Annotated in this window: 11 protein-coding genes; 7 read left to right on the top strand and 4 right to left on the bottom strand. The window is 45.0% G+C overall.

Annotated features, from left to right (window positions below):
* Positions 1 to 92 precede the first annotated feature (92 nt).
* Positions 93 to 1,148 carry a serine hydrolase family protein gene (locus AC4CUZ_RS02035; protein ID WP_005400997.1) on the top strand — a complete coding sequence of 352 codons (1,056 nt, stop codon included), beginning with the start codon at positions 93 to 95 and terminating at the stop codon, positions 1,146 to 1,148.
* A gap of 137 nt (positions 1,149 to 1,285) precedes the next feature.
* Entirely contained in the window at positions 1,286 to 2,587 is a 1,302-nt protein-coding gene (locus AC4CUZ_RS02030; protein ID WP_039891156.1) for an IS4 family transposase, read from the top strand.
* Between the two features lie 48 nt (positions 2,588 to 2,635).
* Here AC4CUZ_RS02030 and thrC read toward each other — a convergent pair whose 3' ends face one another.
* The 4 genes from thrC to xerD all read right to left on the bottom strand — a co-directional run bounded on the left by thrC (position 2,636) and on the right by xerD (position 7,128).
* Positions 2,636 to 3,775: a threonine synthase gene (thrC, locus tag AC4CUZ_RS02025; protein WP_490747168.1), complete on the bottom strand. Its 1,140-nt coding sequence runs from the start codon at positions 3,773 to 3,775 to the stop codon at positions 2,636 to 2,638.
* A 65-nt stretch (positions 3,776 to 3,840) separates the two neighbouring features.
* Positions 3,841 to 5,145, bottom strand: a complete 1,305-nt coding sequence (locus tag AC4CUZ_RS02020; protein ID WP_490747167.1) for a homoserine dehydrogenase — start codon at positions 5,143 to 5,145, stop codon at positions 3,841 to 3,843.
* 129 nt (positions 5,146 to 5,274) lie between these two features.
* Positions 5,275 to 6,084 (bottom strand): DsbC family protein, encoded by an 810-nt coding sequence (locus tag AC4CUZ_RS02015; protein WP_490747166.1) that lies wholly within the window; start codon positions 6,082 to 6,084, stop codon positions 5,275 to 5,277.
* Between the two features lie 126 nt (positions 6,085 to 6,210).
* Positions 6,211 to 7,128, bottom strand: a complete 918-nt coding sequence (gene xerD / locus AC4CUZ_RS02010; RefSeq protein WP_490747165.1) for a site-specific tyrosine recombinase XerD — start codon at positions 7,126 to 7,128, stop codon at positions 6,211 to 6,213.
* Between the two features lie 180 nt (positions 7,129 to 7,308).
* Between xerD and AC4CUZ_RS02005 the strand changes: the two genes are divergently transcribed.
* The 5 genes from AC4CUZ_RS02005 (at position 7,309) to ftsW (ending at position 12,426) form a co-directional block, all read left to right on the top strand.
* On the top strand, positions 7,309 to 7,569 hold the full coding sequence (locus tag AC4CUZ_RS02005) for a FeoA family protein (protein ID WP_010325703.1): 261 nt from the start codon (positions 7,309 to 7,311) through the stop codon (positions 7,567 to 7,569).
* On the top strand, positions 7,566 to 9,425 hold the full coding sequence (gene feoB, locus AC4CUZ_RS02000; protein ID WP_062033278.1) for a ferrous iron transporter B: 1,860 nt from the start codon (positions 7,566 to 7,568) through the stop codon (positions 9,423 to 9,425). Before AC4CUZ_RS02005 ends, feoB begins: the two co-directional genes overlap by 4 nt.
* A gap of 27 nt (positions 9,426 to 9,452) precedes the next feature.
* Positions 9,453 to 9,704: a DUF6587 family protein gene (locus tag AC4CUZ_RS01995; RefSeq protein WP_004692822.1), complete on the top strand. Its 252-nt coding sequence runs from the start codon at positions 9,453 to 9,455 to the stop codon at positions 9,702 to 9,704.
* Positions 9,705 to 9,863: 159 nt separating this feature from the next.
* Complete coding sequence (gene murD / locus AC4CUZ_RS01990; protein WP_178928108.1) at positions 9,864 to 11,210, top strand: UDP-N-acetylmuramoyl-L-alanine--D-glutamate ligase; 1,347 nt, start codon at positions 9,864 to 9,866, stop codon at positions 11,208 to 11,210.
* 19 nt (positions 11,211 to 11,229) lie between these two features.
* Entirely contained in the window at positions 11,230 to 12,426 is a 1,197-nt protein-coding gene (gene ftsW, locus AC4CUZ_RS01985) for a putative lipid II flippase FtsW (protein ID WP_178928107.1), read from the top strand.
* The last annotated feature ends 11 nt before the right edge of the window (positions 12,427 to 12,437 follow it).

The raw sequence follows: 12,437 nt of genomic DNA, 5'->3' as shown, positions 1-12,437 counted from the left end.
CGGCAATGCTGTTCGCATTGTGTACAAATGTAAGGCATATTGGCGTGAATACGCAAATGTATCTTATGGGTTATGAAGTTGAGTGAAGAAAAGTGAAAAAATCAAATAAATTTTTAATGCATCTATTGGGATGGTCGATTGCAATGACGGTCAGTACCCATAGCTTTGCAGACTTGGTGATGAACCCGGGATCGGGACCAAGCCAAGCAAGCATGAGCTGGTCTGCGGCAGATGCAGAACAGCTTCTGAATGATGATCTAATGGAAGATCCTGAAGAGTACGCTCCTCAGGGTTCAACAAAAGTCACCACCAGTATTCGCAGTTCCAATGGTGTGGTGACGAACAACAGTACCTCAAAAACGGTACAAATTTTCGATACCTCGAAATATTCCAACCAACCCAGTGTCAATGCTCGTGCAGCACTGGTGATGGATGGCAATACAGGTGAAGTGCTGTACAGTAAAAACAGTAATACCGCGCTACCGATTGCTTCGATTACTAAGCTGATGACGGCAGTGGTGATTTCAGATGCGCGTTTAAATATGTCTGAAAACATTACTTTACAGCAAGCGGACTTTTCGTGTTCGGGTTGTAAAAGTTCAAGTTCGTCCCTGCGTGCAGGGGACAGTATGAACCGTGCAGAGGCATTGTTATTTGCATTAATGAAGTCAGAAAACCCAGCAGCATCAGCGCTTGCACGGACGTATCCGGGTGGTCGCTCAGCCTTTGTTTCGGCGATGAATGCCAAAGCAAAATCTTTGGGTATGAACTCAACCCATTATATGGAATCGACAGGTCTACATCCGGGTAATATCGCTTCAGCACGTGACTTGGGTATTTTGGTCAATGCTGCGTCTCAGTATGGTTTGATTCGTCAGTTTTCAACCACAGCAAGCTATGACTTTAATTTGGGCTATCGTGTATTGAAATCAAACAATACCAATGCCTTGGTTCGTAATGGTGGTTGGAATATCAATATTTCAAAAACAGGTTTCATTAATGAAGCCGGTCGTTGTGTAGTGATGCATACCACTTTAAATAATCGTCCAGCGGTGGTGGTGTTATTGGGCGCGGACTCATCTGCAGCACGTACCAATGATGCAACGCGCCTAATGAATTGGGCAAGCCAATTACCAAAACGTATTTAACCCGACTTTGTTTTTGTTCACTCAACAACAAAAATTGAGTCATAAAAAAGCCCTGCATATGCAGTAATGCTGATCAGTTAAGACAAAATAGCTGAAATGCGGTAAAAATGAGCGTATCCAGATACGCTCATTTTTTTATGACTTTTTCTCAGAATTTAAGTTCAGCATTTCAGCAGACAGCTCCTTCACTTTCTAATTTTAGCGAATTAATTGATTTAAACTGGATTGAAGACTGTTTAAAACGGACCGGGAAAGCATCGGTCAGAAAAAGAAAACTCCCCGCAGAGCATGCTGTATGGCTAGTTATTGGACTTGCATTGTTCCGCGACCAGCCCATCTGGTATGTTGTTCAGCAGCTGCAGCTGGTTTTTGGCACGGCTGAAAGCTGCGCCCCAAGCGCATCAGTGCAGGCCAGACAGCGCTTGGGTCTGGAGCCTTTAAATGTCCTGTTCAACACACTGAGTCAGACATGGTTTGAAGATTCTCAGCCGCAATATTCCGCCTTTCATGGCCTAAGCATCTGCGCTGTAGATGGAGCCGTCTGGTCCATGCCCCACACAGATGAGAACTTCAGGCACTTCGGTTCTTCCAAAGGCAAAACGATAGCAGCACCTTGGCCGCAAGCCAGAGCGGTTTGCCTGATCAACACCAATACTCATGAAGTGATTGATGCCGGGATTGGAAGTATGGATCAAGGCGAGCTGACTTTAGCGAAGAAATTGAAAGTGCCTGCAAATAGCCTGACTTTATTTGACCGGGCCTACTTCTCTGCTGATTTCTTATCAGGGTGGCAGTCTCGGGAAAACTGCCATTGGCTTATGCGGGCTAAAGACAATCTGCGCTATGAAATTATCAGGAAAAACTCAGCGCATGACTTTCAAATCAGAATGCCTGTTTCTCCAAGAGCGAAGAAACTGAATCCGGATTTAGGTGACTATTGGGAAGCCCGCCTGATTGAAACTGAACAGTCTGGAAGGGTTAGACGATACGTTACATCATTATTAGATTCAAAGGCTTATCCTCTGGAAGAGGTCAGTACGCTGTATGCTCAGCGCTGGGAAATCGAGATGTGCTACCGTGAAATCAAGAGCGACCTGCAAGATGGGATGCATTTAAGAAGCAAGCAGCCTGAATTGGTGTATCAGGAATTATGGGGTGTATTGATTGCTTATAATATTCTTAGAAGGCAAATGAAATTTATGGCTCAACGGGCGAAAGTCAGCCCTTTGCGTATCAGTTTCCATATTGCTTCAATCAGCATTATCAATATATTAAGGCATACTCCGCTGGAATCGGCAGGGAATTTGCCCAAGCATTTAGAGCGTTTGCTGGAACAGTCTAAAATGTTTGTTTTGCCTGAAAGAAGATCAAGGCAATGCCCTAGAGTCGTCAAAATAAAGCCTCAAAAGTACCCAAGAAAATGCCAGTCAATTTCTTAACTGACTGGCATTACTGCATATGCAGGGCTTTTTTTTGTCTTCTCTCAATTACATGTTTGAAAGAATTGAATCGCGAACTTGTTCTAAAGTTGCATCGATTGACAGCATGACCGCATCAGAACACTGTTTGATCGCAGTATCAGGGTCTTTTAGACCATTACCTGTCACCGTACAGACAATCACAGAACCTTCCGCAATTTTACCTGCTTTGATGTCACGGATTGCACCACCAATCGATGCTGCAGAAGCAGGTTCTACAAAGACACCTTCATACATTGAAAGCAAACGCTGTGCTTCTAGAATTTCAGCATCAGTTAGCTCATCGAACCAACCTTGAGAATCACGAACCACCGCTTTAGCATGGTTCCAGCTTTGTGGATTACCAATGCGGATAGCCGTTGCAACTGTTTCAGGGTTTTCAACGGGTGCACCACGTAAGAATGGCGCAGCACCTGCTGCTTGGTAACCAACCATGGTTGGTAAACCTTCAGGCTTTGGACCCGTGAATTGATCTGTTTCAGCGTCGTAAATCACTTGCTCAAATTGATCTGCAGGTTGGTTGGCAACGGCTTCGGTATAACCCATCCAGTGTGCAGTAATGTTCCCTGCGTTACCCACGGGTAGGCAGTGGTAATCTGGTGCACGGCCTAACTCATCTACGATTTCGTAAGCAATGGTTTTTTGGCCTTGCAAACGGTACGGGTTGATTGAGTTGACGATCGTTACAGGCGCTTTATCTGCAATTTCTTTGACCAGACGCATACCGTCATCGAAGTTACCACGGATTTGCATGGTGATGGCACCATACATCATCGCCTGCGCCATTTTACCCATGGCAATTTTGCCTTCTGGGATTAACACAAACGCTTTGATGCCTGCACGTGCTGCATAAGCCGCAGCCGCAGCTGAGGTATTACCTGTAGAGGCACAGATAATGGCTTTTGAGCCCTCTTCAACGGCTTTAGTGACTGCCATGGTCATACCACGGTCTTTAAATGAACCAGTTGGGTTTAAGCCCTCGTACTTCACATAAATTTCAACATTTTTGCCAATTAAACGTGAAATGTTCTCGAGTTTAATCAGTGGCGTATTACCTTCACCTAAAGAAATAGCGCGAGTAGTTGCAGACACGGGTAAACGGTCGCGATAACGGTCAACTAAACCAGTATAACGATTGGCATTCGACATGATGATGTTCCAATTGTGTGTAGAGCTTGGTGAGGAAGAGAAGAGCGTTCATTTCCTCAACCCGATTAATTATCAAGCGATTCTAAACGAATTCGCACGATTTCGCCATGAATGACGGGTAAGGCTTGAATTTGAGCCAGTGCCTCATCCATTTTCGATTCAACGACTGGGTCAGTCAAAATCACGATTGGAATAAGGTCTTTTAAGCGTGGTTGTTGCATGATGGCATCGATACTGATGCCTGCACGACTGAGAATCGTGGTTACATCGGCCAAGACGCCAGTTTGATCTTCTGCATTAATCCGGATGTAATAACCTGTGGTCATTTCTTCACGGCTTAAAATTGGCACATTGGTCAGTGCTTCGAAGGCCAATTGCGGAATCGTTCCAGCACCATCTTCGGTATAAGAGATATCACGGACGATATCAATGACATCTGCAACGACCGCAGAAGCGGTTGGACCTGCACCTGCACCTGCACCGTAATACAAGGTTGGGCCGACAGCATGTGCTTGAACCAAGACGGCATTTTTCACACCGTTGACATTGGCAATCAGTTCTTCCGCAGGGATCAACGTTGGATGAACACGAAGTTCGATGCCATTCGCTGCGCGACGGGCAATGCCTAAGTGTTTAATGCGGAAGCCTAATTCTTCAGCATATTTCACATCTTGTGCAGTGACTTTACTAATGCCTTCGGTATAGACTTTGTCAAACTGAAGAGGAATACCAAAAGCAACTGAAGCGAGCAATGTGAGTTTATGTGCAGCATCAATGCCTTCCACATCAAAGGTTGGGTCTGCTTCGGCATAACCCAGTTCTTGTGCTTCTTTGAGCACATCCGCAAAAGCACGGCCTTTTTCACGCATTTCAGTCAGAATGAAGTTACCTGTGCCATTGATGATACCCGCCAACCAGTCAATGCGGTTTGCAGCTAAGCCTTCACGCATCACTTTAATGATGGGGATCCCGCCCGCAACTGCTGCTTCATAGGCAATTTGTACGGCATTATCATCTGCCAATTTAAACAATTCATTGCCATGTTCGGCCAGTAAGGCTTTATTGGCTGTCACTATTTGTTTGCCGTGTAGAATCGCTTCTTTAATAATTTCATAGGCTGGATGGATACCGCCCATGACTTCAACCACAACATCGACATCTGGCTGACGGACGATATCTAAAAAGTCTGAACTTTGCTTGATAGTTGCATCTAGCTCTAGATCAGGGCGTGGGCGACGCGTGCCCACGTGGGTAATTTGAATTTCTCGACCGGTGCGACGTTTAATCTCAGCAGCATTTTCTTTTAGTAGTTTAAGGGCACCACCACCCACAGTACCAAGACCGAGGATTGCCAGACGAACTGGTTTCACGTCACACTCCAATTTACTTATAAATATTGAATCAAGCCTAGATCATAGCTAAAAAAACAGTGAGACTCTAGGAAAGAAACAACTTTATACTCAACTATAAATATTAGTTAAATAACAAATAAAAATTAGTTATTTAAGGCGATTTAATAATTCACTTGGGGCCAAATAGCCACCGAGATATTCACCATCTTCATTGTAGATCGCAGGTGTTCCATTTACGCCCATGTTCAGACCCAACTGGTATTGATCTCGCACTGGGTTTTTACAGGTCGCTGGTGGAAGTTGGGTACCTGAAATCGCTTGATCAAAGGCAGCTTGACGGTCTGCACTACACCATACACTTTCCATGGCTGGCATGAACTGTTCGCCACGCGGCCATGCAATGTAACGCACTTCAATGCCTTGGGCCGTGATTTCAGGGATGTGCTCGTGCAATTTATGGCAGTAAGGGCAGCTGGCATCGGTAAAGACATACACCACATGCTTGGTCTTGCCTTTGGCTTTATAAACCAGTAGGTCTTCAGTTTTGAGCCCTGCTAGAAGCTTTTTGTTGGCTTCAGCTTGAAGATTGTCGCTGACGTTGTGGAGTGTTTTATCGCCCAAGCGAATCACATCACCTTGAATAATATATTTACCATCTGCTGTGGTATAAACCGAGCTCATCCCTTCAAGATTGACCCAAAATAAATTTGGCACTTCAGTGGTTTTGATATCGATGATTTTGGCATTGATATTGGCTGTTTTGAAATGCTTTTGAAGGGTATCAATTAAACGTTGCTTTGCATTACGTTCCGTCAAAGTTGACGCTTCACCTGTGGCTGGTGCACTTGCCGTTAAAGAGTCTTGTTTTTTTTCTTCAGTGTTATTTGAACATGCTGTAAATAGAACACTTAAAGCAATGGCACAGGCAATGAACAATGGTTTACGGGTAAATAACATAGATAACCCTTTTTCTTTTGACTTTATAAAAACAGAGCGCCAAGCATAGCAAAAAAACTATAGGTCTCGGTAATACTTCGTAGTCTTCGTGCTAAAAACAGCCTTAAGTTATGGATGATCAAGACCTTAAGCCCTTGGGTGATAGCTGGCGTGTAGTTGTTGCATACGTACTTGTGCAACATGGGTATAAATTTGTGTCGTAGACAGATCACTATGCCCCAGCAGCATTTGTACTACACGCAAGTCAGCACCGTGATTGAGTAAATGTGTTGCAAAAGCATGCCGTAAGGTGTGTGGAGACAGTTCAGCTTGAATCCCTGCTTGTAAGGCATAGCGTTTAATGGCGTACCAAAAGTTTTGCCGACTCATAATGCCGCCATGTTGAGTTAAAAACAGATAGTCAGTTGCAGATTTATATAATTGCGGACGGGATTCAATTAAGTATTTTTCGACCCATTCCACTGCGATTTGCCCCAAAGGTACCAGCCTTTCTTTATTGCCTTTACCCGTAATTCTTAAATAGCCTTGTTTTAAATTGATTAAGTCTAGGCGTAAGTTCAGTAGCTCAGATACACGCAGTCCACAGGCATACAACACTTCAAACATGGCACGATCACGGAGTCCGAGAGCGGTTTCAATATCTGGAGCTTGAATTAAGGCATCCACGTCTTGCTCAGACAAATCTTTAGGCAGTGCGCGGCCAATTTTGGGTGTTTTATGCAGCGCGACAGGGTTGTCTGAACGGAGTTTCTGTTCGCGTAAAAATTTGAAAAAGGAACGCAGAGCAGACAGACAGCGCGCAATGGAGCGCGGGCTTTTGCCTTGCTTGGTGAGGGTCAGCAGAACATCGGCGACATCATCACTGCTCCATTCGGGCATGCTCACCAGACTACATTCGCTGCACTGCAATAAGTCAGAGAGATAAGCATTTCGGGTGTGTGGGCTGACGGTTTGTGCAATGAGATAATCTTTAAAGCCGTGTAAAAAACTGAGCTGAGTTGGAATTTGAACAGGAGCAGGCACACGTGGTTTTTTATTTAACATAAAGCTCTCAAGCACATCATCACGGAAAGACAAAAACAAGGAATAGGGGGTTTATTCAATGTAGTGTAATCATTCTCGCTTGTCGATGTGTTATAACAGATACGAATCATTATCGAATCTGATTTGGTAATTATTCTCATTTGTTTGTATACTGTTCAAAATATTAAAGGGTTGGATGCGGTGCGTTTATCTGATTTAAAAGTCAAACAAACTGCCATCATTAACAAAGTGAATCATACTTTGGATGGCGAAGCTCAGACTGATTTGGTGGCTAGTCGTCTTGAAACATTAGGCTTTGTCGCAGGTACAAAAGTACAGGTGATTACCAAAGGTGTTTTTGGTGGCGATCCAATTTTAATCCAAGTGGGTTTTACACGTTTCGCCTTAAGAAAAGTTGAAGCTGAAAAAATTGAAATTCAAGTCGAAGGAGCACCTAGATGAGTGATGCCTTGCGTGTTGCCCTTGTAGGTAATCCAAACTGCGGTAAAACTTCGTTATTTAACCATCTCACTGGAACACGCCAAAAAGTAGGTAACTATGCGGGTGTAACGGTTGAGCGTAAAGTTGGTCAATTTACTCTTCCTTCAGGTCAAGCAGTGCGCGTGCTGGATTTGCCAGGGACGTATAGCTTAGATGCGACCAGCCCTGATGAAATGATTACCCGCGACGTGGTGATGGGGAAAATTGCAGACGAAGGTCAGCAAGATGCTTTCTTATGTGTCGTTGATGCAACCAACCTCAAACTTCACCTTGGTTTAGTGATTGAACTGATTGCATTGGGCCGTCCAATGTTAATCGTTTTAAACATGATGGATGAAGCACGTCGCCGTGGCATGCAAATCAATACCCAAAAGCTTTCTGAGCGCTTGGGTGTGCCGATCGTTGAAACGGTTGCGGTGCGTAATTCGGGTATTGAAAGCCTGCTTAGCGCTTTAGAGCAGGGCAAATATGCCGTGCCTTATACCGAGTTGACGGGTTTAAAAGGCGACACTGCACATGAGAAAGTAGAAAATTTATTACATGACGCTGTGCAGTACGTCGATGAAGAAGACAAGCGAACTGATTTTCTGGATAAGATTTTCCTACATCCAGTTTTGGGTCTAGTTAGCCTTGCAGTCATGATGTTTATTGTCTTCCAAGCCGTTTTTGCTTGGGCAGCACCGTTTATGGATGGGATTGAAACCTTCTTTGGCTGGCTGGGTGAAACCATCGGTGGGTCTATTAGCCACCCTTTACTTAACAGTTTGGTGGTGGACGGAATCATCGCAGGTGCGGGCGGTGTCGTGGTGTTCTTGCCGCAGATTTTAATTTTGTTCTTCTTTATCTTGGTATTGGAAGAGTCGGGTTATTTACCGCGTGCCGCATTTTTACTGGATAAGCTGATGTTTAAGGCAGGTCTTTCTGGGCGTGCCTTTATTCCATTGTTGTCTAGCTTTGCCTGTGCAATTCCAGGCATCATGGCATCGCGTACCATTAGTGATCCGCGTGACCGTTTGACTACGATTTTTGTGGCACCGTTAATGACGTGTTCTGCACGTTTACCTGTATATGCCTTGTTAATTGCTGCTTTTATTCCTGAACAAACTGTTTGGGGGATCTTCAATCTGCAAGGTTTGGTGTTGTTTGCTTTATATATGGCCGGGATTGTCAGTGCACTGTGTGTATCTTTCGTTCTGAAATTCTTCCATAAAGACAAGTCACAACATATGTTGATGATGGAGTTACCAAGCTATCGTTTCCCTGACTTAAAGAATATTTGGATTGGTTTACTTGACCGTGCCAAGATCTTCTTGCGTCGCGTGGGTGGCATCATTTTCGCGTTGTCTATTTTGCTGTGGTTCTTATGTACCTTCCCGCAAGCTCCTGAAGGCGCGACTTTACCTGAAATTGATTATTCATTTGCCGGTATGCTCGGTCATTTACTGCAACCGATTTTTGCACCGCTGGGCTTCAACTGGCAGATTTGTATTGCCTTGATTCCAGCCATGGCTGCTCGTGAAGTGGTGGTGGCAGCTTTAGGTACGGTATATGCCTTATCCGCTGTTGATGAAGACGCCATGTCACAAGGTTTGGCTTCGCTCATCAGTAGTGGTGGTGAGCTCGGTTGGTCGGTGGCGACAGGGCTGTCTTTATTGGTGTGGTTTATTTATGCACCGCACTGTTTGGCGACGTTGGCGACGGTCAAACGTGAAACTGGTTCATGGAAAACTGTGAGTTTTATGACCATTTACTTGTTTGGTTTGGCTTATTTAATGTCATTCCTGACCTATCAAATTGCAACGCATTATTTGGGCTAATCGGCGTAAATAGGCGAGGAGATTGAGATGATTGAAATTCTAATTGTTGCTGCTCTAGTGATCTGGAGTGCAGTGGTGGTATTTAAGAAAGTATTTCCTAAGACATCAGGTTCAGTTTTCATGTCTTTGTCTGCACTGTGTGAGGCTCGCGGTTGGACCCGTTTAGCGACGTGGTTAAAGCCGTCAATGGCTGGCGGGTGTGGCGGAAACTGTGCCTGCCCAGCAACAGAAGACAGCAATGCGAAAAAGCCTGAAGTTCAAGCGGTGAAGTGGAAATAAAACGATTTTTGCTCACAAATAAAAAAGCCGTCCGACAGGGACGGCTTTTTTACGCACTGACACAAAAAAAGTGCAGGAAAGTCAAAACAGAAAAAGCATTCAAAACAGCAAAGTGCTAACATTTCCGCAGATAAATCTCAGACCAAGCATGGGGCGAAAATGTTAATACAACGTGGTGGACTTAAGGTCGTTGCAGGGCTCGGCATTTCTGGTGTTGCAGCGGTCAATTTTTTACATAACCAAGGCTACCGCGTTGCAGTAACGGACTCTCGATCAACCCCGCCCGGTCATGACCAAATTCCAGCAGAGGTACAAACCAGTTTTGGTCAGTTTGACGCAGAACTGTTGTTGTCTGCTGAAGAAATCGTTATTAGCCCTGGGCTCGATCCGAAACTACCTGAAATTCAAGCTGCGATTGCCAAAGGCATCCCCGTGGTGAGTGAAATTCAAATCCTACGCCGTGCAACCGACAAGCCGATCATGGCCATTACTGGGTCGAATGCAAAAAGTACCGTGACGACCTTGATTGGTCTTATGGCTGAACATGCAGGCGTGAAAGTCGCGGTAGGCGGTAACCTTGGTCGCCCAGCGTTGGATTTAACTAAAGATGAGCCAGATTTATACATTTTAGAACTATCTAGCTTTCAGTTAGAAACCACTTCAAATTTACAAGCTGAAGTTGCGGTGGTACTGAATATGAGTGAAGACCATCTTGACCGTCATGGCGATATGATGGGCTATCACACCGCGAAGCATCGCATTTTCCAAGGCGTGAAAAAAGTCGTTCATAACCGTGATGACTCACTGACTCGTCCTTTAGTCCCTGATGCTACGCCAATGCAAAGCTTTGGTTTAAATGCACCTGATATGAATCAGTACGGTGTATTAAGAGATGACGATGGTACGATCTGGTTGGCCCGTGGCCGCACACGTTTATTGAATAGTGCAGAGATGTATATTCAAGGCACACACAATGTGGCCAATGCTTTGGCCTGTTTGGCTTTGGGTGAGGCAATCAATCTTCCACTTGAGTCGATGTTGGAAACGCTGAAAAGCTTTAAAGGCTTAGAGCATCGCTGTGAGTTTGTGAAAGAAGTTGAGGGTGTTCGTTACTATAATGACTCTAAGGGCACCAATGTAGGCGCAACACTGGCTGCAATTGATGGTCTAGGTGCTGCGATTGAAGCCAAAGGTGGCAAAGTCGCGATCATTTTAGGTGGTCAAGGCAAAGGACAAGATTTTAGCGCTTTACGTGAGGCTTTGAGCAAATACGTGAAGGTGGCTGTGTTGATTGGTGAAGATGCCGCGTTGATTGAAAAAGCCGTGGCAGGAACAACGACCTTACTGCATGCTGACACGCTAGAGCAGGCGGTTGCACTTTGCCAAGCCCATACCCAAGCCCATGATGTCGTGTTATTGTCACCTGCATGTGCAAGTTTTGATATGTTCAGTGGTTACCCACAGCGCGGACATCAGTTTGTCGCTTGTGTGCAAGAACTCCACTAAAAATAATAAGGAAATTGAGATGGCTGAGTTTGCTCAGACAACGATCAATAAAATTAACCAGTTTTATAGCCGTTGGGCGCCGCGTGTACCCAGCGAAGTGACACCACGTAATGTGTTGATCTTCTGCGTTATTGCGTTGTTGTGTTTAGGTTCGATCATGGTCGCATCTGCGTCTATGCCTTATGCTGAACGCCTTCATGAGAATTCATTTCACTATGTCCTTCGTCACGGCATTTCAATTGCGGTGGCTGGCGTTTTGGCCTATGCGGTATACCGAGTTCCGCTCAATGTCTGGTTCAATAACACCTTTCCGCTGTGGATTTTGACCATTTTACTGCTGGCCGCTGTGTTGGTCGTCGGTACGGAGGTCAATGGTTCGACCCGCTGGATTCGTGTTGCGGGCTTCACCTTGCAGGCTTCTGAGGTTGCCAAAGTGATGATGGCGATTTTCACAGCCGACTATGTGGTACGCCGTGCCGAAGAAGTAAGAAATAACATCAAAGGCTTGATTCGTCTCGGCATCATTATGCTATTGACGGTGGGTTTGATTATTGCGGAGCCCGACTTGGGTGCAACCGTGGTCATTAGTTTGATGATGCTCGGGATTTTCTTCCTTGCCGGCGCGCCGTTGATTCAGTTTGGTATGGCTTTTGGTGCAATTTTTGCGGCATTTGTCTTTTTGATTGTGTTTGAGCCTTACCGTTTTGAACGTCTAATGTCTTTCTCAAACCCTTGGGAAGATCCGCTAGGCACTGGTTACCAGCTTTCCAATGCCTTGATGGCCTTTGGACGTGGTGAATGGTTTGGTGTAGGACTTGGCCACAGTGTACAGAAAATGGCCTACTTGCCTGAAGCCCATACTGACTTCATGCTAGCCATTTTAGGTGAAGAGTTTGGCTTTTTCGGCATCACTACGGTCTTAATTCTGTCCTTTACCCTGTTGCTGTGCTGTATCAAAGTGGGTCATCGTGCGCTGAAAAATCAGTACCTGCGTGCGGGTTATTTGGCTTATGGGGTATCAATTATTTTCTTACTGCAAATTTTGGTCAATGCAGGTATGAACATGGGGATGCTGCCAACTAAAGGTTTGACGCTACCTTTTATTAGTTATGGAGGTTCATCACTGATTATGTGTGCAGTGATGATCAGTTTGATTTTGAAAATTGATGCAACAACACAAAGTGCCAATCCCACCAAAGAAGAATCCAGCTTCTAAGCGGGTTTTTC

The organism is Acinetobacter sp. 789_lipA (genome assembly GCF_058242845.1).
The sequence above is the reverse complement of the archived record's forward strand: the minus strand, read 5'-3'. Positions and strand labels throughout refer to the sequence as shown.

Excerpts from the sequence above, each read along its gene's own strand:
- feoB (WP_062033278.1), top strand. The coding sequence starts at position 7,566 with ATGAGTGATGCCTTGCGTGTTGCCCTTGTAGGTAATCCAAACTGCGGT.
- AC4CUZ_RS02015 (WP_490747166.1), bottom strand. The coding sequence starts at position 6,084 with ATGTTATTTACCCGTAAACCATTGTTCATTGCCTGTGCCATTGCTTTA.
- xerD (WP_490747165.1), bottom strand. The coding sequence starts at position 7,128 with ATGTTAAATAAAAAACCACGTGTGCCTGCTCCTGTTCAAATTCCAACT.
- AC4CUZ_RS01995 (WP_004692822.1), top strand. The coding sequence starts at position 9,453 with ATGATTGAAATTCTAATTGTTGCTGCTCTAGTGATCTGGAGTGCAGTG.
- AC4CUZ_RS02030 (WP_039891156.1), top strand. The coding sequence starts at position 1,286 with ATGACTTTTTCTCAGAATTTAAGTTCAGCATTTCAGCAGACAGCTCCT.
- ftsW (WP_178928107.1), top strand. The coding sequence starts at position 11,230 with ATGGCTGAGTTTGCTCAGACAACGATCAATAAAATTAACCAGTTTTAT.
- thrC (WP_490747168.1), bottom strand. The coding sequence starts at position 3,775 with ATGTCGAATGCCAATCGTTATACTGGTTTAGTTGACCGTTATCGCGAC.
- murD (WP_178928108.1), top strand. The coding sequence starts at position 9,864 with ATGTTAATACAACGTGGTGGACTTAAGGTCGTTGCAGGGCTCGGCATT.